We start from the raw sequence: 22,183 nt of genomic DNA on the forward strand, positions 1-22,183 counted from the left end.
TCTTCATGATCCTGATTGGCCAGTATGACAGCCCCTTTGTGCGCCGTGTCGGCATTGCCTTGACGCTATATGGGATCGGGTTCGAGCATAAACCGTGGTCGACGTTTCGAGACGGGGACAAGATCGCCCCATACAACCCTTTACGCCGGGTGCCGGTTCTGGTGCTGGATGATGGCGAGGCGCTGATCGACAGCCCGACCATGATCGATTATCTGGATGAGCAGGCAGCCGCCCCCTTGATGGCCAGAAGTGGTGCTGACCGCCAAAAAGCGCTTTACATCATGGCGCTCGCGACCGGGCTGGCCGATAAGGCGGTCAGCCTGTTCTATGAGCAGGCCTTTCATCCGGCGCCATCCGATCTGTGGGTTGATCGTTGCCGCCAGCAAATTACCGATGGATTGGCTGTTCTGGAAGCCGAACGGTTGAGGCTGACCACGCCGTTCTGGTTCGGGGATCAGCCCGGCCATGCCGATATTGCGGTCGCCTGTACGCTCAGGTTTATATCCGAAGCTCATGACGGTTTACTGGATTTCAGAGCATGTCCGGCCCTTGAGGCCCATCATCAGGCCTGCGAGGCCCTGCCGGTGTTTCAAGCCGTGGCCCAGACCTTCAGCCCGCCGGGGCGATGATTGGGCGGTAATATGTCGCAGGATGAAAGGCCTTGTTTACCATGGTACTTAGGCCGGATTTAATCATATTCGCGTAAAGTAGCGCCAAATCAAAGCGGCGGAAACACATCCTATGGTCAGACACGCGCGTGTGGACATTATCAAACCCGGCGACCTTAACGCGGAGGATGTCAGGCTGTGGCAGGGCTTTATGGCCGAGCGCGATGACTTGATCGGGCCTTATTTCGATGTGCGCTACGTCATGGCCATTGGTCAAAGTGTGCCCAAGGCGTTTGTGGCGCGGCTCTATGAAGGCGACCAGGTGGCAGGTTTCTTTCCGTTTCAGCGCCGCGGGCGGACTATTCAGCCGCTGGGGGCACCGCTAACTGATTATCACGGCATTATTGGTCGCCGTGATTTGCAGATCGATTTCAAAGCGTTGTTAAAATCACTGGGGGCTCAGCATCTGGTGTTTCAGGGCTGGGTAGGGCCGATGAACCCGGCAGCCAGAACCACCAACCACATCCGCCGGATCGCCGATTTATCGCACGGTTATGAGGCGTGGTTTGAGACTCAAAAAGCCGAACACCACAAGTTTTTCAAGAACATCGGCAGATGTACTCGTAATGTCGATAAAGACTTTGGCGGCTTTGAGTTTTCGTGGGAAATGGCGACATCGGCCATTATCGAATGGATCATCGAGCAGAAACGCCTGCAATATAAGCGCTCAGGCCTGCATGATGTCTTTACCTGCGGCTGGACCCTGACCCTGCTTAAGACCCTGGCCGGCTATCAGGATCAGGGCTTTGGCTTGCGGGTAGGTGTTTTCCGCCATGAGGGCGCGTTGGTTGCGGCTGAGATCTGCCTGATCAAGGGCGATAATCTGCATTTCTGGTTCCCGGCCTATGCGGAAAGCTATGGCCGCTACAGTCCGGGCATTCTGCTGTCGATGCGCATCATGCAACACGTCGAGGTGCTGGGGGTGAGGCGGGTCGATTTCGGCTGTGGCGGCGAGCAGTATAAGCACGTCCTGACAACGCCGGAGACGGCGTGCCTCGAAGGGGTTGTGTCGTCAGTGCCGAGCGTGGGCGAGCTTATTCTGGATAGTCTGGTCGAGGCTTTGCCGATGCTGAAAAGTCAGGCGAAAAGCGTACGCCTCAGTCTGCGCCGCCGCTTCAATATCATTCAGGCCTGTGAGGTGTCGGCGTCAGGCTGGCTGAAAGCCATGGGAGGCACCGCCAAACGGGCCTTAAGCCGCGCTGCCAATGATCAGGCGGCATAAAAAAAGCGCTTCAACCAAAGTCTTGGGGCGAAGCGCTTTTTTTTATCAGGATTTGACCACCATGCAATCGAGCCGCTTGGCTTCGATCGCCTTGCAGGCTTTTTGGGCCTGCGCCTTGGTCATCTCAACAAAGCGGGTGCGATACCAGCCATTTGAGTTGCGGCTGACGTCAGACACAGCCTCGGCCAGATTGGATTTGAAGCGCTTTTTCAGATCCTTGGTCCAGTCCTGAGCCAGTGACTTTTGCTTAAAGGCGCCGACCTGAATGGCCCAGATGGCGTCTGGGTCTTTTTTCTTGGCCTTGGTCGCGGTTTTCTTAGCCGCCGGTTTGGCCTTGTTGTCTTTAGTCTGGGCATCCGCCAGCGCCTTGGCCACAGCCGGGGCATTGGCGGTGGAGCTTAGGCGCTGAACGTCTTCGGACATATTGGCCATTTCCGAGCCTTGCAGGGCGTCGCGTAACTGGGCGTCGCTCATCAGTTGGTCATTGCGGGCCAGAACCGTATAGGGCGACGCTGAGGCCGATCCAAAGGACTGCGTAAAGGCGGTCTGGGCGACGAGAATTTCCTCACCCTTATTGCGGCGGGCGATGACGTCAAAACCGGTGTTGAGCAGGGCCGTGACGTGCTCACGGCGCTGGGATTTGTTGTCGCCGCCCAACATGACGGCGATCAGACGGCGGTTGCCCTTAACCTGAGAGGCCACCAGATTGTAGCCGGCGGCATTGGTCACGCCGGTCTTCATGCCATCGACGCCGGACATGGCCAGCAGCGGATTATGGTTGTAGTAGGTCTTATCACGCCAGGTGTAGTTCTTGATATGGAAGTATTCATAATATTGCGGGTAGTCGCGCATCACCGCGCGGGCCAGAATGGCGAAGTCGCGGGCCGAAGACACCTGACGGTTATCGGGCAGGCCCGACGCATTGACGAAATTGGTCTGGGTCATGCCCAGTTCCTTAGCACGCAGGGTCATCAGGGCCCCAAAGCGCGCTTCGGTGCCGCCGATCTTTTCGCCCAGAGCGGCGGCCAGATCGTTGGCGGAATAGAGGGCGACCAACTTCATGGCTGAATCGACGTCAATAGTGTCGCCAGCTTTCAGCCAGACCTTGACCGGCTGCATGGAGGCGGCGTGGGGCGACATGGTGATCAGGTCGGTGGGCTTTAACTCACCCATCGAGATGGCTTCGAACGCCATATAGAGCGTCATGATCTTGGTGAGGGAGGCGGGGTAGCGCTGACTATCGGCGCGGCTGGCGTAAAAGACTTCGCCGGATTGGGCATCGACGACGATGGCGGCATAACGCGCGCTTTGTTCGGACAAGTCCTGAGCCCGTGCGGCGGTGGCAAAGCCGATCACCATCATCAGGCAAATAAGGGTGGCGATCAGCGCGGACAGTGCGGTGCGCAGGGGGCGCGTCACAGGGATCGCACGGGCTTTTGGGGCCGGTACGGCAGTTTTACGCGAAAGGCTTTCAAGAAACATTCGCGTCTTGGCTGAGGGGAGGATACGCAACGGGCCAAGCTCCTTATTTACTAGATTTACGCCACAACCTTGTGCCTTTTTTATAAAAAATCGGGCACTGATTAAAAACTTAAGTCAGCATCGGGAGATTATGCCTTTGGATAAGGCGTGTCACGATTCCCGATCCCATCCGCCGCACTGTTAAGCTTAATTCAACAGGCTGGGGCGGATTAGTCAACTTACTACCTGTAACTATATGGTCACGATAACGCGCAATTGAGCCCAAAATGTAGCGGAGGTACGCGCCGCCGTTAAATAAGCTTACTATAAAACGCCGTTATGGCTTACAAACCCTTAACGCCCCGGATCAGGCTTATCCGGCGTGAGTCGTCTAAATGTATAATCCGTGCCGTAGTTTAAGCCGCGTCGTGCCGTAAAACGCTTACAGACTAAATTTTTTTACAAACCCTACCTTTGGCATTAAGCCGCGTCTTTTGGCTGGTTATAAAGGGGCCTCCCGCAATGGGGGAATCCTGATTGAGGTAACCGGCGGTATTTGCGTACGTAGAATTTTGTGCACTGCACAATAATGTTTGACATCAGTGTGCGCTTGCGTTATAAATGCTTTCAATGGTTGTGTTTCTGAGTGGTTTTGCACTTATGGCGATATTTTCTCGCCAAACGGACTGAGACTCGACCAAGAGTCCTTTAGCATCAAATAGGGAGATTTTTGACATGGATACGGGTACAGAAGCTTTCAAATCAACCGTCGAGCGCGCTTCGGTCGCGGGTAACCAAGCCTTCAAAGACGGCGTTGAAAAGTCGTTGGGCATGCTCAACGAAGTCAACAGCCTGTCCAAGGGCAACATCGAAGCGGTCATCGAGAGCATGACGGCAGCCACCAAGGGTGTTGAAACCGTTGGCGCCCAAACCGCCGCTTTCGCCAAAAAGAACTGGGAAGACGCAGTCGCCGCGGGCAAGAGCCTGTCGAGCGCCAAGAGCGTACAGGAAGTGATTGAACTGCAATCGTCCTGGGCCAAGTCGTCGATCGAAGCCTACGTGTCGGAAATGAACACGATTTCTGAAACCCTGTCGGCCTCGTTCAAAGACACATTCAAGCCGATCAACGCCCGCATGACGGCCGCGGTTGAGAAGTTCCAGTCTTACAAGTAGTTTTAGTAAATCTTCGGTTATTCGCCGGTCATTGGCCGGTCGCGTATCAGACCGGCACTTAAAATTTAAAGCTGCAATTCGCCAAATTGCTGTAGCCCCGGATGGTCTCAACAACCGTCCGGGGATTTTTTTTATTAGTGCTCAAGGAGCGAAGCGTTAGCACAACTTAAAATGGCTAGGCCACGAGTGACCGCAGCATGCTGCACCTGCGATCAAGTTTAAGTGATCGGGCAGAATCCACATATTCAACGGCGGCGAAGCACGTTTAGTCTTTGGCTATCTGATGTGGAGAACAATCTTTTTTGCACACCTTTTGTAAGACTTAGGCGTAAACTGTGATCGTAACAGGGGATAGTATTGGCGATTGCCCCTTAACAGGTTCAAAGTTTGTACTATCTTCATTAGGCTACGTTCCCAACCGGCGTTAAAATCGCTTCGTTCACCCGGCCTTCAGGTCGGTGGCGTTAAGTTGAAAGAACGCCGTTAGGGTATGGTTAAAACAAAGAGGTTTAGTCTTGTCGGGTAACGGGTTTGATTTCGCGCTTGAGGAGGTTGAGGGCGCTAACATCATGGCACAGTCGATGACGATCGCAGTAAAGTCAGCGGGCGCAGTGACGGCAGCGGGTAAGGGTGGGACGAAGACTCCCGACATTAAGCCTGACCAGGCCCCGTTTGCGGTTGTTGACGCCAAGCCCAAGCCACAGAAGCCGTCGCTGTACCGTGTGCTGATCCTCAACGACGACTACACGCCGATGGAATTCGTGGTCTATGTCCTTGAGCGGTTCTTTAACAAGTCGCGTGAGGACGCCACCCGCGTCATGCTGCATGTCCATCAGACAGGCGTGGGCGTATGCGGGGTGTTTACCTACGAAGTGGCGGAAACGAAGGTGGCTCAGGTTGTCGACATGGCCCGCCGTCATCAGCACCCGCTGCAATGTACTATGGAAAAGGATTGAGCATCAGGCCTATGGAAATGGCGTCAGGTGCTTACTATGTAAGAGTAGAAGCTACAGTTTTATAGAATTCAGGCCGCGTTTTTGGCAAGCGAACGATCCGATACCCAAAGATCTTATGTGTTTCGCGAACTACCGATGGGGCAAGAATAAAGTACTAAAAAGAGTACAGAGTTTGGATCACAGCTTTAAGGAGGCTGAACATGCCATCATTTTCCAGCGCGCTTGAAGATACTCTTCATCGGGCCGTCGGGCACGCCAATGCTCATCATCATGAGTATGCGACCTTAGAGCACCTCCTCCTCGCCCTCATTGACGATGTGGACTCCGCCGCCGTCATGACCGCGTGTAATGTAGATTTATCAAAACTGCGCGTGGCGCTGAACGCCTATATCGAGACCGATCTGAAATCCCTCGTGGTGCCGCAATCCGAAGAAGCCAAGCCCACCGCCGGTTTCCAGCGCGTCATCCAACGCGCGGTCATTCACGTCCAGTCATCCGGCCGCGACGAAGTCACCGGCGCCAATGTGCTGGTTGCGATCTTCTCGGAACGCGAAAGTCACGCCGCCTTCTTCCTGCAGGAGCAGGAAATGACGCGCTATGACGCGGTCAATTTTATCGCTCACGGTATTGCGAAAAAGCCGGGCGCGTCTGAACCGCGCGCCGTGCGCAGTGCCTCCGAAGACGGTGCGCCGTCGGATGAAAAATCTAAGGGCGAAAAGTCCACCGGCGATGCACTGGCCGCCTACTGCGTTGACCTGAATGAAAAGTCGCGCCACGGCAAGGTCGATCCGCTGATCGGTCGTCATGCCGAGGTTGAGCGCGCCATTCAGATCCTGTGCCGCCGGACCAAGAACAACCCGCTACTGGTCGGTGATCCAGGCGTGGGCAAGACCGCCATTGCCGAAGGCTTGGCCAAAAAGATCGTTGATGGCGAAGTGCCGGAAGTTCTGGCCGGGGCCACGATCTACAGCCTCGACATGGGCACGCTGTTGGCCGGCACCCGTTATCGCGGTGACTTTGAGGAGCGCGTCAAGCAGGTCGTCAAAGAGCTTGAGGCCCATCCGAATGCCGTCCTGTTCATCGACGAAATCCACACTGTCATCGGTGCGGGGGCCACGTCGGGCGGGGCGATGGATGCGTCCAACCTGCTGAAACCGGCTCTGGCGTCGGGTGCTCTGCGCTGCATGGGCTCAACGACCTATAAGGAGTACCGTCAGCACTTTGAGAAGGACCGCGCCCTGGTGCGTCGCTTCCAGAAGATTGACGTCAATGAACCGTCGCCGGACGACACCATCAAGATCCTGCGCGGTCTTAAGCCCTACTATGAGACCTTCCATAAGCTGAAATACACCGATGCGGCCATCAGAACCGCGGTTGAACTGTCGGCGCGTTACATCACTGACCGTAAGCTGCCGGACAAAGCCATTGACGTGATCGACGAAGCCGGTGCCTTGCAGGTCATCCTGCCGGAATCCAAGCGTAAGAAGATCATTGGCCCGCGTGAGATCGAAACGGTTATCGCCAAGATCGCCCGCATCCCGTCAAAGTCGGTGTCGCGTTCGGATACCGAAGCCCTGCGTGATCTTGAAAAAGACCTGCAACGGGTGGTCTTTGGTCAGAACGATGCCATCGAGCAGTTGTCGTCAGCCATGAAACTGGCCCGCGCCGGTCTGCGCGATCCGCAAAAGCCGATTGGATGCTACCTGTTCTCCGGCCCGACCGGGGTGGGTAAGACCGAAGTGGCCAAGCAACTGGCGTCGACGCTTGGGATCGAGCTTTTGCGCTTTGACATGTCCGAATATATGGAGCGCCACACTGTGTCGCGCCTGATCGGGGCCCCTCCGGGCTATGTCGGCCATGACCAGGGCGGGCTCCTCACCGATGCCGTCGATCAGCAACCCCATGCGGTCGTGCTGCTGGACGAAATCGAAAAGGCCCACGCCGATATCTACAACATCCTGCTGCAAGTCATGGATCATGGCATGTTGACGGATGCGGTTGGCAAGAAGGTCGATTTCCGCAATGTGATCCTGATCATGACCACCAATGCGGGCGCTTCGGACAACCAGAAGAACTCGATCGGCTTCGGTCGGGCCAAGGTCGAAGGCGAAGACGATGCGGCGATCAAGCGTCTGTTTACGCCGGAGTTCCGCAACCGTCTGGATGCCATTGTCGGCTTCAAGCAACTGAAGGCCGAGGTCATCAGCCAGGTTGTGCACAAGTTCATCCTGCAACTGGAAATGCAGTTGGCGGATCGCAACATCACGATCACCCTGACCGACGATGCCGCCAAGTGGCTGTCGGAAAACGGCTACGACGAACTGTACGGCGCGCGTCCACTGGCGCGGGTCATTCAGGAATACATCAAAAAGCCGCTGGCCGACGAGATCCTGTTCGGCAAGTTGATCAAGGGCGGTCATATCCTCGTCAAACTGACCGACGAGGGCAAGATCGGCTTCGACATCACGCCGGCCAAGGACAAGAACGCCTCCAAAGCCGAAGTCGTCGACTAGGGGCAAGCCCCTAGGACCGTAACTTGGCGCAAGCGTTTAAGTCCGCACTAAAATAAAAAGCCGCCGGAACCCTCCGGCGGCTTTTTCATTTTATACCTCCCTGCCTGTGGCGGGGAGGGGGACCGCACGAGCGGCCAAAGGCCGTGAGATGTGGTGGTGGGGGCTATGCGTGCATACAGCAGTCGATCGGGTGTTTAAATGTCTTTGAGAATAGCTTCCATTTCCTCATCTGACAGCTTTGGTCTCAAATCAGCTATTGCAGTCCAAGCAGTATCGCCGGGACGTTTAACGCGCCAATAAATCCAGCCATCTAAATTTGTTGTTTTCCCTTTTTTTGTAACAGCTATGCCACTTGCGGCGGCTGATGGACTATTGAAATCCTTGCCTTCGACCACCCATATTCCGTTTGTAATTCTTCCTTCGTAGACAGTTCCATTATACTCCATGCGCAATTCTGTTTGATGTGGAAGAGTTACTCCTTTTCCTGACCAAGGCTTACCCATGAGTGATTGAGAATATTTTGATTCTTTTACTGTGATTTTTAAAAGTCGACGAAGAACGTCATTTGGTGTTTCTGAAAAATTTAATCGTTCAATTTCAATCTTTTTATGAACATCGAAGTCTATTTCTATTGATCGCATATTTTGCATCTGCTTTCCCTCCAAATTTCTCCGTGAGGTGACAATATCGAATGGGAAAATATTTTCAAGTGAATTTAGTAAAAATAGTAAAAATAGTTTTGATTATGCCCTTCAAATCGTAACCGAACCCCTACATAAGGCCCTAGTGCTATGTGCCGCTTACCCGATGTGAGCTGGCTCCATCGGAGGTAAGTGATGATCCCGTTTTCCATTCTTGATTTAAGCCAAGTCGGTGAGGGCGGGACGGTGCGTGAGGCGCTCGATAATTCCGCGACCATGGCCGGACACGCGGAAACACTGGGCTACACGCGCTACTGGCTGGCCGAACATCACGGTATGCCGGGGATAGCCTCGGCGGCGACGTCGATCGTCATCGCCCATGTGGGGCAGGCGACCAAGACCATCCGCATCGGCTCCGGCGGGATCATGCTGCCCAACCATTCGCCGTTGGTGATCGCTGAGCAGTTTGGCACGCTGGAGGCGCTGTTTCCGGGCCGGGTTGATCTGGGGCTGGGCCGGGCGCCGGGGACGGATATGAAGACCGCGCGGGCTTTGCGGCGGAACCTTGATAACGGTGTTGACAGCTTTCCCAATGATGTTCTGGAGTTGCAGGCCTATTTGGGGGAAGGCGATGACGCCGCCAGCCGTCCGGTCATTGCCGTGCCGGGGATGAACACCAATGTGCCGATCTGGCTGCTGGGGTCGAGCCTCTATAGCGCGCAACTGGCGGCCATGCTGGGCTTACCCTATGCGTTCGCGTCGCACTTCGCGCCGGAGCATCTGTTTCAGGCCTTAAGCATCTACCGCAGCCAGTTCAAACCGTCGGCGGTGTTAGATAAGCCCTATGCGATGGTCGGGATCATGGGGGTGGCCGCCGACACGGACGATGAGGCGAAATATCTCTATACGTCGATGCAGCAGTCGTTTGCTAATCTGCGCCGCAATGACCGCAAGCCGTTCCCCAAGCCTAACCGTGGACTGCAACTCACGCCCGATGAGGCGGCGATGGTTGATCATATGCTGAAATATGCGGTGGTCGGGTCGCCTGCGACGATCGAGTCCAAACTCAAGGCGTTTTTGGCGCAGACCGAGGCCGATGAACTGATTATCTCCATGCCGATCCACGACATAAAGGCCCGCCTGCGCTCAGTCGAACTGTTTGCGCAAACGGGCCTAATGGAAGCCGTAAATTAGAACGGGCCTATCAGCCTGTTCCAAGTTCAGGGTGCAGGGGCTGTGCCCCTGCCTAGCCGACGGTGACGCCGGACAGGCTGCTGAACAGGCCAAATACCTGAAGCAGCCACAGCACGACACCGATCACGACGACCGCGTTGAGGATGTTTTTGATCTTGCCGTCCATCGGGATGTAGGTGTTGACCAGCCACAACAGGACGCCGACGACAATAAGCACAACAACAAGATTAATAAGAGGCATGGGTTAATTCCTTCGGGTTCATGGGTAAGATGAACCTAGGCCCAGTTGTCTCAGGTTTAAATGCGGAGGATAGTTCGGAATATAAAGAAATGATCGGATTGTTAGTGTGGCGTGATGAGCTTATCGCCAATCATAAGATAGTCCCATTCCGGGCGACTGACCTGAGTTTCACCTTTCAGGAAAGCGGCTTTCTGAGCGTCGCTAAGGCTGAAATCGACCGTTTGTTGTTGCCATTTTCCGTCTTCAAAGACGTAAATCCGCAGGGCGTTGTCATCCAGCATGACGATCTCCGGCGCGGTGTCGCGGTTAAGATCGATCAGTGACACCTGACACAGTTTCGACCCCGTTTTCATGCACTGAGGCGTGTCGTAACCGTCAATGTCGAAGCTCTGCGTCAAGTAGGTTGCGGGCATCACGCCATCGGCAGGGGCGATGACTTTGAACTGCCCGGCTGACGGCTTAACGGATTTTGAGGGCGGCGTGAGTTGATAGCGCTCCTTTATGGTCTTGGCCTCGGTCGCTTTCTTGCGAATGGCATCGGTGGTGCCATTTTTCTCAAGCGTATCAAGGGCCCGGGTGCCATAAACGCCGGTTTCAAACCGCAGCAGGTTCCAGTCGAACTGATCCGGCGCCACCTTACCCGATTGCAGGCGGGCGACCTGATCATTGACGCTCAGGCGGGCAGGGGTAGCGATCGGGGTCAGGACGGCGATGAAAATCACGCATTTGGCGATGGCAAAGGCGATATTGAGCGGCTCAACCAGGCGCAGCCACCTGCCGGGCATAACGGCGGCCACCGCATAACCGATCCCGTACAGTAGCGCCACGATGACTCCGACCAAGGCCATGATCCGCGCCGGCGTCAGGCCGTACTGACCGATCCGCAAACTGAGCGCATAGGCCGCCAGCACCGAGAAAATCAGGATTAACCCACAGCCGATACGGGCAGCGATTTTGAGAGCGATATTGACCGGGCGCTCAACATCTCCCTGCTGATAGGCGGCATTGATTAGCAGCACGAGCCCCAGACACGCCCCCAGCAGGGTCGCCGTCGCGGCCTTGGTCTTCCACAACGGCTCAAGGCCGCTGAAACAGAGACTAACCGTAAAGATCAGTCCGACCAGTACGATCACCGGCAGCAGCCACGACAGCACGCCTAAAATCAACGCGCGGACATTGGCCAGCAGTTTGGTCTGCACGTCCGACAGGTGAACCGAAATGCCGAGCGCCAGACCGGTGACGGGGAAGCTGAAATATTCCTGCTCCAGCAGCTTTTTGAACCAGTCAAAGCCGATGAAGCCCAGCAGCGACGCTCCCAGCCACAAAATCCCCCACAGCAGCAGGGTGAACAGAATACACAAGCACAACTGCACCCCGCGCTTCCACGCTTCGTCGAAATAGAGGCTATAGGGCGCAATGGGCTTGCGGGCCTGATCTGCGCTTGAGATCAGTTCGTGGCCGATGAACAGCAGCGGATACAAAAGAAACGTCGCCGTGCCCCAGAACGGTGAGAAATAAGGCGTAGGATTTTGCTGATACTGCGTCCAGGTGATGACCGCGATCAGCGCCATACTGATCAGCCCCCAGATCAGCAGCATTGCCCGCCGCATGGCGGCCGCCCCGGCCCAATAGATAAAGGCGCTTAAGGCGACGGTTAAAAAGGCGATCTGGTGCCAGATATAGGTCTGGGTGATCTTGGACGGATCGATCGGATGTTCGGGCCGATGGGCATCGGTATAGGTCTGGATATAGGCCAGAACCAATCCGAACAGCACCCCGATAACAGCGCGGAATATCAGCGCGTGGCGCTCCGAAAACGGTTGTTTTGCGGCGTTTAACATAGCGTCCCCCATGATATTTTGCGGGACTATAGACTGTAAGTCACGGGGGCGGAAGGAGGATTAGAGATGTACCCCTCCGTCTTTTTGGCTGACGCCAAAAATCCACTTCCCCACTACGTAGGGAGAAGGGAGCCACTTCTCCTCCCTACGAAGTGGGGAAGTGGCTGCGAATGAAATGAGCCGACGGAGGGGTATTCTTTACGCCGCCACTGTCTTTGCCACCGGGCAATAGGCGTCGATCCCCGGCGCCGGACGGCCAATCAGATAGCCTTGCGCTTCGTGGCAGCCCAGGTCTTTCAGGGCGTCCATCTGAGCCGGAGTTTCGACCCCTTCGGCGGTGATGCGCACCCCCAGCGACTGGGCCATATCCGTGATGGCGCGGATAATCGACAGGGCATCGCGGTCATGAGGCAGGTCGCGCACGAACGATTGGTCGATCTTGATCTTATCGAACGGGAAGGCGCGCAGATAGCTGAGCGACGAATAGCCGGTGCCAAAATCGTCCATGGCGATGCGCACGCCCTGTTCGCGTATTTGCGTCAATATGCTCAGGTTCTGCTTTTCGTTTTCCAGCAGCACACTTTCGGTAATTTCTAGCTCAAGGCGGCTGGCGGGCAGACCGGAAGCTTTCAGGGCCTTTTTGACCAGCACAGGCAGGGACTTGTGGCGGAACTGGAGCGGGGAGATATTGACGGCAATGCGCCACGGTTGCGGCCAGTTGGCTGCGGCATTACAGGCGGTTTTCAGCACCCACTCGCCCAGTGGCCCAATCAGGCCGGATTCTTCGGCCACGGGGATGAACTCGGCCGGTGAGACCATGCCGCGCACCGGATGATGCCACCGCAGCAGCGCCTCGAACGAGGTGATTTCATGGCTGCCGAGGTCGAGCAGGGGCTGGAAATAAAGCTGGAACTGATTGTCGGCCAAGGCACGTTTCAGGTCCTGTTCCATCTCAAGCCGGCGCTGTAGCTGTTCATCCATTTCCGGGCGGAAGAAGCACCAGCCGTTGCGGCCCTCGGACTTGACGCGGTACATGGCAAGGTCCGCGCGCGATAACAGATTATGCGGATCAAGCCCGTCCTGCGGCGCCAGAACAATCCCGATCGAAATCCCGATCTGGAAACGCATGTCGCCGACCTTAAACGGCGCTTTCATGGCCTCGACGATACGGCCGGCCAGATGCTGGGCGTCATCAACGCGCGTGATGTCCTGAATAACCGCAAATTCGTCGCCGCCCATGCGCGCGATCAGGTCGCCTTTGCGCACGCAAGCCCGCAACCGCTCAGCGACCTGAATCAGTAACTGGTCGCCCATCATATGGCCGTAGGAATCATTGACCGCCTTAAAACGATCCAGATCAAGGCACATCAGGGCGAACGATCGGCCAGACCTTTGGGCGCGACTTAAGGATTTTTCGAGATCGTTGGCAAACAGGGCGCGGTTAGCCAGCCCCGTGAGCGGATCGTAGTGGGCCAGTTGGGCGATGCGGGCCTCAGCCTCTTTTTGTTCGGTCAGATCCATGCCGAGGGTGATGATGCTGTCGGCCTCGCCATTATCACTACGCAGAACGGTTTTTTTAAGTTGCAGCACGCGCTTACGCTGCTGGTCGTCGGTAAAGGTTTCATCCTCCATGATGACGGCATCAGACGAATCCAGCGCCTTGCGATCGCTGGCCAGAATACGGGCGGTGACATCCGGTGGGAACAGATCCTGACTGGTCTTGCCGACGATATCGCAGGCCTTGACGTTAAACAGCTTTTCGCCGGCGCGGTTGATCAGGCGTATGCGCTGATCATCGGCATTTTTCACCAGCACCATGGCCGGGATATTGTTGATGACGGTGTTCAGAAACACCTGACTGCGCTGGGCCTCGGCAGTGAGTCGCAACAGGTCGTCGGTCATAACCTGTTGGAGGTCAAAAGCGTTTTGCAGATCGGCGCTGATGGCCTTAAGCACCGACAGGGAGGTGCCAACCCCGGCATATTTGCCGTCGCGGGTGGCGATAAAACCCCGCATCAGTTCCGACGGGCGCTCGGCCAGAGTGGCGCGGGTAAAATCACGCAAAGGGGTATTCACATCGACCCTGAGCGGATCGGCATCCATCATGGCGGTGACGGGTTTGCGGCTAAACAGGGCGCGACCGAATTCTGCGGCCATCCTGAGATTAAATGTGTGACGCTCAATAAGGCCGAGCACCGTGCCGTCGGCATCGGCCACAGCGACCACCATCAGATCGGGCGTATCGCGGAACAGGTCATATATAACCGCGTTGGGGCAATCGGGCGAAATCGGCGCGATCTGATCGGTAATATCGGAGATAAAGAGAGCCTTTTGCATCTCATAACGCCTTGGCATGTGCAATGATACCCTACGCAACAACCTTACTGTTGCGACGCACACTAAACCATACGGGTGAATCGGGATTTAATTTGCAGAAAAATTATTGTTACTTTTCAACAATATGCAGTGTTCTGATCAATTTTTCGGGTCTTTATATCAGAGTTGCGCAACCGTTTTATGACGTGATCTGATGAATGGTGTGACCTTGGGAGGTGGCCGGAAGCCCGTTTCTTTATCTGGACGATAATTTCAGCATATGTTACGCAGGCTCAACGATTGTGCGCGCTAAGCCACACACATAACAGAGAGACAGGCATGAAATCCATTCTGAAGGTAACGCTTGCGGGGGCAGCCTTTTTATCGGCTTTTTCGCCCCTGACGCTAAGTGCCGCGACCCCGGCAAAGCCAGCGCAAACTGCGGCGGCAAAGTCTGCGGCGATCCCCTACCGTCCGGCGGAAGTCATGGCGTTGGCTGAAAAGGTTGCCGACTGGCAACTGGCCAATATGGCGGGCGGCTCCGTTCCGGGCAATGCCTCACCCGATACGCCGGATAAGACCGGCTGGGTGCAGGGGGCTTTGTTTGTCGGCCTGATCGAACTGGCCAACCGCAGCGACAATCCGGCCTATGGCCGCGCCATCATCTCACGCGGTGAGGCCAATAGGTGGCAACTGGGTCGCCGGTTTTATCATGCTGATGAGCATGTGATCGGTCAGTCCTATCTGTGGGCGTCAAAGCATGGCGCGGGGCCGCAGGCGATCGCCCCGCTGAAAGAGCGTTTCGACCGGATACTGGCCTTTCCGCCGACCGTAGGTCTTGAGCACCGCGAATATTATGATCCGCGCGGGGTTGATTGCGATCAGCGCTGGTGCTGGGCCGATGCTATTTTTATGGCCCCGGCAGCGTGGCTTGAGCTGTCGCAAATTACCGGCGATCCGAAATATGCCAACTATGCTAAGGCGGAATTTACGGCGGTCACCGACTATCTCTATGATAAAGACGAGCACCTATACTATCGCGACTCGCGCTTTTTCAACCGGCGCGGCCCCAATGGCGAAAAGGTGTTCTGGAGCCGCGGTGATGGCTGGGTGCTGGCCGGCCTGGCGCGCATGATCCCGCTGTTGCCGCAAGGCGATCCGGGCCGCGCCGAGATGGAAAAAGTCTTTAAGGAAATGTCGGCCAAGCTGATCGCCATCCAAAAACCGGACGGTTATTGGTCGCCGTCTTTGCTGTCCGATCCGACCAAATCCCTGCCGGAATCGAGTGGAACGGGCTTTTACACCTATGGTCTGGCCTGGGGCATCAAGGCCGGGTTGCTGGATCGCAAGACCTATGAACCGGCGGTCCGTAAGGGCTGGACGGCCCTGACGCGGGCTGTGCATACCGATGGCAAGTTTGGTTATGTGCAGCCGGTGTCCGACCGGCCGGAAAATGTCAGCTTTGATGACACCCAGTTTTATGGGGTCGGTGCGTTTCTGCTGGCGGCGACGGCGGTGGCCGATCTCGATCTCAAGCCGGGTAAGGATCTGACCGTGCCGTCAGCCCCGGTGCCAGTGCAGGCCGTGCTCAATGTGCAGGACGGGGGCGTGCTGGAAAATGGGCGCCTGCAACGCGGCGTGTTCCACCTGCAAAAACAATATACTGTACCAGCGGATCACTTTATCCATGACGGCCTGATTGCGTTTGAAGGGCTGGGCTGGGAGTCTGACCTCATGGCCTACCGGCTCTATCTGGATGAGCGTATGGCCATTGATATCTTTGGCAAAAAGACGCCGGGACCGGTTTTGCACACCATTGGGCAAGGCGTCGACAATTATCACGACATGGCCCCGTGGGGCATGGACATCTTCAAGGTCGACGAGACGGTCGGCATAGGTGGCGTCGGGGTTCTGCGCGGTGGTAAGGCAACCCAGATTGGTAAATCTTCCATCTCGGTCAAGATCACGGACAATGGCCCGGCGCAGGCTGTGGCCGAAGTGGAAAACAAAGGCTTTGATAATGGCGCATCGAACCTGACGACGCGGTTCACCATTAAAAACGGCTCAGCCCTGACCCACGTCAGCGCCAAGGGGCAGGCGGCGTCCGGGCCGTTCGTCACCGGCCTGATCAAGTATGACGGGGTGACCGTGCTGACATCAGCACCGGATGCTAAGGGCTGGGCCTATGTCGCCACCTGGGGCCAACAGTCACTGGCCAATGACGGGCTGGGGATCGCCTTATTTTATAAGCCGGACACTGTTGCGGGCGGCGTCCAGGACGATGGCGTCAGCCTTTATGTCTCCTTCAAAGACCCGGCGGCGATTAATTACGCCTTCGGTGCGGCGTGGGTACAGGATCAGCAGGGCGTGCGTGACCTCGACGGGTTCCGGAAATGGCTGGATACTCAAAGCCTCAATTTAAATAAATAACACAGGGGGATCGGATGCACAGACGTGACCTGATCAAGGCAGCTATTTCCGGGTCTGCGGCCATGGGCGTTGTGGCGGCAGGCGGGGCTGAGGCGGCGAAAAAGGCCACCCCCGCTGATGACCGCGCCTATATGGCCGGGCTGCTGCAAAAGATGGCGGAGCCGGTGCTGTCGAACATGGCGGCGGGGAATCTGAAGAAAAATTTCGCTTTGGAAGTCAGTCCGACCTGGGACGGGCGCGATAAGAATGTGACCTATATGGAGGCCTTTGCGCGCCTGATGGCAGGCGTCGCCCCGTGGCTGTCTCTGCCTGAAGACGATACCGCCGAAGGCCGGGTGCGTAAGCGGCTGGAGCAGCAAGCCCTGCAATCCTTTGTCCATTCGGTTGATCCCCAAAGCCCGGATTATCTGTTGTGGCGTGGTCACGGTCAGGCTCTGGTCGATTCGGCCTATTTCACCAATGCCCTAATGCGGGCGCCGAAGCAGCTATGGGAGCCGCTCGACGTCACCACCAAAAAGCGCATTGTCGAAGAGATCAAGGGCTTGAGGCGGGTGTCGCCACCCTATACCAACTGGCTGCTGTTTGCGGCCATGAACGAAGCGTTCCTGCTGTCGATTGGCGAAGACTGGGACCCGATGCGCGTCGATCTGACTATCAAAAAAATGGAAGAATGGTATGTCGGCGACGGCTGGGTCGCGGACGGGGTCAAGTTCCACTTCGACTATTACAATTCCTATGTCATCTATCCGATGCTGCTCGAAATCCTTGAGGTTCTGGTGCGGTTCAAGCCGCGCTTTAATAATCTGAAGCCGGACATCGAGCTGTCAAAGTGGCAAAAGCGCACCCAAAGATATTGTGAGCATCTGGAGCGGTTTATCTCGCCCACCGGCACCTATCCGCCGATTGGACGGTCACTGACCTACCGCACGGCGGCGTTTCAGCCTCTGGCCCTGATGGCGTGGCGGAAATCATTGCCGGATAAGCTGCCCGAAGGGCAGGTGCGGGCGGCTTTGACTGCGGTGCATCAGGCCGTGTTCTCAAACCCCGGCAATTTTACCAAAGATGGCTATCTGACCATCGGCTTTGCGGGACACCAACCGGAACTCGGCGACTGGTATTCCAACAACGGTAGCATGTATATCACGTCCGAAGGCTTTCTGGCGCTGGGCCTGCCGGCTACGGATGCGTTCTGGACGGCCCCCGCGCTGGACTGGACGCAAAAGAAAGCCTTTGCGGGCGCTAAGTTCGCCAAGGACTATGCGGTGGATTACTGATCGTCAGATGAAGTCCGCGGGTATTTAAAGAACTTGTTTTTTTAATTGCCGCCTGTATCACTATTGTGTACGGCTGTGCCGTATTCGGATGGAGACGTTACGCGAAGTGTCCGGCCGCAGGAGTAGATTATGACCCAAGCGATAAAGACCGATATTCTGGCCGATGCGCCAGAAACCCCTGCTGAAACCCCTTCTGAAACCAAACATGAGGTCGCCGAAGGGGGCGCCAAGGCCGGGGCCATGACCCTGATGAAGGGGCTGGATGTGCTGTCGCGCGTGGCTAAGGGCGACAATACGCTGGGTAAGATGTCTAAATCCCTGGGGCTGAACAAGACAACCGTGCATCGCCTGGCCACTACTCTGGTGGAAGCCAGTTTCTTAAACTTCAGCCAGCGCGATGGCTATAGTCTGGGCACCAAGCTGCTCGAACTGGGCTATGCTGCCCAGCAGCAGATTACGCTCACCCGCGTCAGCCACGATTACCTGCGTCAGCTTTCGGCAGATACCGGCGACACGGTTAATCTGGGGGTGCTGGATCGCCATCAGGTTCATTATATCGATAAGATTCCCGGCACGCGTCGTATCGAGGTGCGCTGCATTGTGGGTGAGCGCCAGCTTTTGCGTCATACCGGGCTGGGCAAGGCTTTGCTGATGGACGAAAGCGAAGATGTATTGCGCGAAGTCTATATGCGCGAAGCCGCCGAGACGCCGCGCTATCGCTATGATCTTAAAGGCTGGCTTGAGGTCATGAAGGACTATCGCCAGCGCGGCTACACCATGGATCTGGATGAAAACGAAGACCATGTCCGCTGCGTGGCCGCCCCGATCCGTGACATGAATAACCATATCATCGCGGCCATCAGCGTCTCTTCGGCGGCCCAGTATATGGATGATGCCCGCATTGACACCTTAAGCCGTTATGTGCGCGATACGGCGACCGCCATCAGCCACGAGTTCGGCTTTAAAGGCCAGATCTAGGCCGATTGATCCTGAGCTTCGTGAAGAGGTTATGTGTAGGCGCATCTGCCGATTACAAATTGCCGGACAAATGTGCGTGACGGTACTTGCAAATTGGTTTGCCAATTAATTATAGTACAAATAACAAAAACGGCTTCAGGTGAGGAATTAGAATGTTACTTCGTCAATTATGCACCGGCACCGCTATGGCTGCGGTTCTTGTTATGGGTGCTGTGCCCATGGTCGCGCAAGCCGCACCCGCTGAGTGGGAGCAGCCAGAGGTGGTGGCGGTGAACCGCGAGCCGATGAAGGTGACGTTTTTTAACTTTGAGAGCCGCGATCTGGCGATCAAAGGCGATATGACCGCCTCCGCCTATTACCGCACATTAGACGGGACGTGGGATTTTAAGTTCTCCAAGGGCGTAGAGGCCCGTCCGAAAGATTTTTACAAAGAAAACACCTCGGCTTGGGACAAGATTCAGGTGCCCGGCATGATTCAGGCCCAAGGTGAGGGCAAGTTCGGGACGCCGGAATTCTATAATATCAAATATCCGTTCCCGATGAATGAGCCCTATATCCCGCACGATTTGATCGAGGTCGGGTCATACAAGCGCGATTTTGACGTGCCTGCCGATTGGTCGGGAAAAGACGTATTTCTGCATATCGGAGCGGCGGGTGCGGCCTATTATATCTGGGTCAATGGCGAAAAGGTTGGCTATTCCGAAGACTCCAAGCTGCCGTCTGAGTTTAACCTCACCAAATTTGTCAAACCCGGCAGCAACAGCATCGCGATTGAAGTCTATCGCTATGCCGATGGCTCTTACCTTGAGGATCAGGATTTCTGGCGCCTGTCGGGGATTGAACGATCAGTCTACGTCTATGCCGAGCCCAAGGCGCGCTTGCGCGATTTCACGGTCACGGCGGGGCTGGATAAAACCTATACTAATGGCACGTTCGCTCTGGAGGCCGAATTTGCCGGGCAGATAGCTAAGGGGGAGGTCACGGCCACGATTTATGATGGCGACGCGGCGGTTCTGACCACCAAGGCGGCGATCAAAGGCGGCAAGTCAGCGGCTCTGAAAGGCACCATTAAAAACGTCAAAACATGGTCGGCGGAGACGCCCCAGCTTTACCGTTTGGTGATCGAATATAAGGATGCCAAGGGCAATCTGATTTCGGCTACATCGCGCAAGATCGGCTTCCGCACAGTCGAAATCGCCGATGGTGAAGTGCGCGTCAATGGTAAGCGCATCATGATCAAGGGCGTGAACCGCCATGAGCATGATCCGGAAACCTACCGCGTCATCTCAGAAGCGTCGATGCGTAAAGATATCGAGCTGATGAAGACGGCCAATGTTAATGCGCTGCGCACCTCGCACTACCCCAACGATCCGAGGCTCTATGATCTGGCCGACGAATACGGCCTCTACATCATGGATGAGGCCAATATCGAATCTCACGAATATATGGACAAGGCCGATAAGGCCGGCAGCCCTCAGCGTGAAGAGATTCAGTTAGGCTATAAAAAGCACTGGGAAGCGGCCCACCTTGACCGGATTTCGCGCATGGTTGAACGCGATAAGAATCACCCCAGCATTATCTTCTGGTCGCTGGGTAACGAAGCGGGCACCGGCCCGAACTTTGAAAACGCCGCTAAATGGATACGCAAGAATGATCCGACGCGTTTGATTTCGTACCTTGGCCACGGGACGCTGGTTGAGCGTCACGCGCCGAATGCTTACGTCGATATTTATGCGCCGATGTATGACGACATCGAAAAAATGGCCGACTGGGTGCAGGACCCAACCCAGACCCAGCCGATGATCCAGTGCGAATATGCCCATGCTATGGGTAATTCGCTCGGCAATCTGGAGGACTATTGGCAAACCATCCGCGCTCACAAAAAGCTGCAAGGCGGCTTTGTGTGGGACTGGGTGGATCAGACCGTCCATGCCAAAGATGATAAGGGGCGCAAATACTGGGCGTCCGGCTTTGATATCAATCCGGCGCGCGGCGATAATTCAGTGGTCGGCGATGGCGTGGTCAACGCTGACCGCGTGCCCGATCCGGAATATTATGAGCTGCAAAAGGTCTATTCGCCGGTGGTGTTTGAAGGCGATCCGACCACGGGGCAGGTTACCGTCGTTAACCGCTATGACTTCAGCGACCTGTCGGGCTTTGAGTTTGAATGGGCGCTGACCAATAACGGCAATCTGGTCACGACCGGCACGTTTGAGGCGGGCGCGGTCAAAGCGGGAACGTCGCAAGCCGTGCCGATCAACCTGCCCATGCTGAAAGTCGCCCCCGGCTCAGAGCAGATCGTCACCCTGCGCGCCAAGGCCAAGGCTGACGCCATCAAAGGGGTCGCGGCGGGAACCGTCTTGGGTTTCTCGCAGTTCATTACCCATAAATCAGACGCCGAACCTGTGGCGGTAGCAGCGGTGAAACCGGCCCGTATCGGCGACGACATCAGTCTGAAATCGGCAGGGGCGACGCTCAAAGTCGATGGCAAGACCGGTTTGGTGACCTATAGTTCCGGCGGTAAGACCCTGCTTAAGGGCGGGGCGCCCAACTTCTGGCGCGGTCTGATCGATAATGATGAGGGCACACGAGTCGCGACATCGCATAAAATATGGCAGACCTTCAGCGAACAACGTCAGGTGCGCGCGGTCCAGGTGACGGATGAGGCGGTTAAGGTGCTCTATAATTTCGGCACCGGTGCGGTTCATTGGGAAACCACCTATCAGATGCTGTCCGATGGCGCGGTCAAGGTTACATCGACCTTCACGCCGCTGAGGGATGATCTGCCTGATCCGCTGCGGTTGGGCTTGCGCTTCGACAGTGAAGCGTCCTTAAGCGATATCGAATGGTACGGCCGCGGTCCGCACGAATCCTATGTCGATCGCCAGACCAGCGCGGCCATTGGCCTCTTTAAGGGCAAGGTCGCCGATCAGTACCACGACTATTCCCGTCCGCAGGAAAGCGGCAACAAGACCGATGTGCGCTGGCTGACGTTGCGCGATGCAGCGGGAAAGGGCGTACGCGTCACCGGCGATCAGCCGCTATCGGTCAATGCTCTGGCCTTCCCGTACGAAGACCTGTACCTGCGCAACCCGCGCGGGACGTGGAAATCGTCGGAAATCCACCCGCACGGCAATGGCTCGCTACTGATTGATCTGGCGCAAGCGGGGGTGGGTGGCGACACCGGTTGGTCACTGGATGGACGGCCTCTGGCCAAGTACCGCATCAAGCTGGTGCCGCAGACCTATAGCTTTACCCTTAAGCCGCAATAAGGC

15 protein-coding genes are annotated in these 22,183 nt (G+C 56.2%); 10 read left to right on the forward strand and 5 right to left on the reverse strand.

Features of this window, described 5'->3' with window-relative positions; genetic code table 11:
* Positions 1 to 5: 5 nt before the first annotated feature.
* Positions 6 to 629: a glutathione S-transferase family protein gene (locus IE102_RS16590; RefSeq protein WP_189488776.1), complete on the forward strand. Its 624-nt coding sequence runs from the start codon at positions 6 to 8 to the stop codon at positions 627 to 629.
* A gap of 112 nt (positions 630 to 741) precedes the next feature.
* The gene (locus IE102_RS16595) at positions 742 to 1,890 is read left to right on the forward strand and encodes a GNAT family N-acetyltransferase (RefSeq protein WP_189488778.1); all 1,149 of its coding nucleotides are present in this window, start codon (positions 742 to 744) and stop codon (positions 1,888 to 1,890) included.
* A gap of 45 nt (positions 1,891 to 1,935) precedes the next feature.
* Here IE102_RS16595 and IE102_RS16600 read toward each other — a convergent pair whose 3' ends face one another.
* Positions 1,936 to 3,309 (reverse strand): D-alanyl-D-alanine carboxypeptidase, encoded by a 1,374-nt coding sequence (locus IE102_RS16600; RefSeq protein WP_229807831.1) that lies wholly within the window; start codon positions 3,307 to 3,309, stop codon positions 1,936 to 1,938.
* 777 nt (positions 3,310 to 4,086) lie between these two features.
* On the opposite strand from IE102_RS16600, the gene IE102_RS16605 reads away from it, so the two are divergent.
* The 3 genes from IE102_RS16605 to clpA all read left to right on the forward strand — a co-directional run bounded on the left by IE102_RS16605 (position 4,087) and on the right by clpA (position 7,993).
* Entirely contained in the window at positions 4,087 to 4,524 is a 438-nt protein-coding gene (locus IE102_RS16605; RefSeq protein ID WP_189488788.1) for a phasin family protein, read from the forward strand.
* Positions 4,525 to 5,105: 581 nt separating this feature from the next.
* The gene (gene clpS / locus IE102_RS16610; RefSeq protein WP_373295618.1) at positions 5,106 to 5,480 is read left to right on the forward strand and encodes an ATP-dependent Clp protease adapter ClpS; all 375 of its coding nucleotides are present in this window, start codon (positions 5,106 to 5,108) and stop codon (positions 5,478 to 5,480) included.
* A 200-nt stretch (positions 5,481 to 5,680) separates the two neighbouring features.
* Complete coding sequence (gene clpA, locus IE102_RS16615; protein ID WP_189488790.1) at positions 5,681 to 7,993, forward strand: ATP-dependent Clp protease ATP-binding subunit ClpA; 2,313 nt, start codon at positions 5,681 to 5,683, stop codon at positions 7,991 to 7,993.
* Positions 7,994 to 8,187: 194 nt separating this feature from the next.
* Here clpA and IE102_RS16620 read toward each other — a convergent pair whose 3' ends face one another.
* Positions 8,188 to 8,643, reverse strand: a complete 456-nt coding sequence (locus IE102_RS16620; protein WP_189488792.1) for a hypothetical protein — start codon at positions 8,641 to 8,643, stop codon at positions 8,188 to 8,190.
* A gap of 186 nt (positions 8,644 to 8,829) precedes the next feature.
* On the opposite strand from IE102_RS16620, the gene IE102_RS16625 reads away from it, so the two are divergent.
* Positions 8,830 to 9,828, forward strand: a complete 999-nt coding sequence (locus IE102_RS16625) for an LLM class flavin-dependent oxidoreductase (RefSeq protein WP_189488794.1) — start codon at positions 8,830 to 8,832, stop codon at positions 9,826 to 9,828.
* Positions 9,829 to 9,880: 52 nt separating this feature from the next.
* On the opposite strand, the gene IE102_RS16630 is transcribed toward IE102_RS16625, so the two are convergent.
* The 3 genes from IE102_RS16630 to IE102_RS16640 form a co-directional block, all read right to left on the reverse strand.
* Entirely contained in the window at positions 9,881 to 10,069 is a 189-nt protein-coding gene (locus tag IE102_RS16630; RefSeq protein WP_189488796.1) for a Thivi_2564 family membrane protein, read from the reverse strand.
* Between the two features lie 101 nt (positions 10,070 to 10,170).
* Positions 10,171 to 11,910 (reverse strand): DUF4153 domain-containing protein, encoded by a 1,740-nt coding sequence (locus tag IE102_RS16635; RefSeq protein WP_189488798.1) that lies wholly within the window; start codon positions 11,908 to 11,910, stop codon positions 10,171 to 10,173.
* A gap of 198 nt (positions 11,911 to 12,108) precedes the next feature.
* A complete protein-coding gene (locus IE102_RS16640) occupies positions 12,109 to 14,247 on the reverse strand; it encodes a putative bifunctional diguanylate cyclase/phosphodiesterase (RefSeq protein ID WP_189488801.1) in 2,139 nt (712 codons plus the stop codon).
* A 318-nt stretch (positions 14,248 to 14,565) separates the two neighbouring features.
* Between IE102_RS16640 and IE102_RS16645 the strand changes: the two genes are divergently transcribed.
* The 4 genes from IE102_RS16645 to IE102_RS16660 all read left to right on the forward strand — a co-directional run bounded on the left by IE102_RS16645 (position 14,566) and on the right by IE102_RS16660 (position 22,180).
* Positions 14,566 to 16,656: a glycoside hydrolase family 88 protein gene (locus IE102_RS16645; RefSeq protein ID WP_189488803.1), complete on the forward strand. Its 2,091-nt coding sequence runs from the start codon at positions 14,566 to 14,568 to the stop codon at positions 16,654 to 16,656.
* Between the two features lie 14 nt (positions 16,657 to 16,670).
* Positions 16,671 to 17,930 carry a DUF2264 domain-containing protein gene (locus tag IE102_RS16650; protein WP_189488805.1) on the forward strand — a complete coding sequence of 420 codons (1,260 nt, stop codon included), beginning with the start codon at positions 16,671 to 16,673 and terminating at the stop codon, positions 17,928 to 17,930.
* A gap of 129 nt (positions 17,931 to 18,059) precedes the next feature.
* Positions 18,060 to 18,908 (forward strand): IclR family transcriptional regulator, encoded by an 849-nt coding sequence (locus IE102_RS16655; protein WP_189488807.1) that lies wholly within the window; start codon positions 18,060 to 18,062, stop codon positions 18,906 to 18,908.
* A gap of 152 nt (positions 18,909 to 19,060) precedes the next feature.
* Positions 19,061 to 22,180, forward strand: a complete 3,120-nt coding sequence (locus IE102_RS16660; RefSeq protein ID WP_189488809.1) for a glycoside hydrolase family 2 TIM barrel-domain containing protein — start codon at positions 19,061 to 19,063, stop codon at positions 22,178 to 22,180.
* Positions 22,181 to 22,183: the final 3 nt, after the last annotated feature.

The sequence above is a fragment of the Asticcacaulis endophyticus genome (assembly GCF_014652575.1).
Classification (GTDB): Bacteria; Pseudomonadota; Alphaproteobacteria; order Caulobacterales; family Caulobacteraceae; genus Asticcacaulis; species Asticcacaulis endophyticus.

Bases quoted from the DNA above. Each gene is read 5' to 3' on its own strand.
- IE102_RS16590 (WP_189488776.1), top strand. From the start codon at position 6: ATGATCCTGATTGGCCAGTATGACAGCCCCTTTGTGCGCCGTGTCGGC.
- IE102_RS16595 (WP_189488778.1), top strand. From the start codon at position 742: ATGGTCAGACACGCGCGTGTGGACATTATCAAACCCGGCGACCTTAAC.
- IE102_RS16605 (WP_189488788.1), top strand. From the start codon at position 4,087: ATGGATACGGGTACAGAAGCTTTCAAATCAACCGTCGAGCGCGCTTCG.
- clpS (WP_373295618.1), top strand. From the start codon at position 5,106: ATGACGATCGCAGTAAAGTCAGCGGGCGCAGTGACGGCAGCGGGTAAG.
- clpA (WP_189488790.1), top strand. From the start codon at position 5,681: ATGCCATCATTTTCCAGCGCGCTTGAAGATACTCTTCATCGGGCCGTC.
- IE102_RS16620 (WP_189488792.1), bottom strand. From the start codon at position 8,643: ATGCAAAATATGCGATCAATAGAAATAGACTTCGATGTTCATAAAAAG.
- IE102_RS16625 (WP_189488794.1), top strand. From the start codon at position 8,830: ATGATCCCGTTTTCCATTCTTGATTTAAGCCAAGTCGGTGAGGGCGGG.
- IE102_RS16630 (WP_189488796.1), bottom strand. From the start codon at position 10,069: ATGCCTCTTATTAATCTTGTTGTTGTGCTTATTGTCGTCGGCGTCCTG.
- IE102_RS16635 (WP_189488798.1), bottom strand. From the start codon at position 11,910: ATGTTAAACGCCGCAAAACAACCGTTTTCGGAGCGCCACGCGCTGATA.
- IE102_RS16640 (WP_189488801.1), bottom strand. From the start codon at position 14,247: ATGCAAAAGGCTCTCTTTATCTCCGATATTACCGATCAGATCGCGCCG.
- IE102_RS16645 (WP_189488803.1), top strand. From the start codon at position 14,566: ATGAAATCCATTCTGAAGGTAACGCTTGCGGGGGCAGCCTTTTTATCG.
- IE102_RS16650 (WP_189488805.1), top strand. From the start codon at position 16,671: ATGCACAGACGTGACCTGATCAAGGCAGCTATTTCCGGGTCTGCGGCC.
- IE102_RS16655 (WP_189488807.1), top strand. From the start codon at position 18,060: ATGACCCAAGCGATAAAGACCGATATTCTGGCCGATGCGCCAGAAACC.
- IE102_RS16660 (WP_189488809.1), top strand. From the start codon at position 19,061: ATGTTACTTCGTCAATTATGCACCGGCACCGCTATGGCTGCGGTTCTT.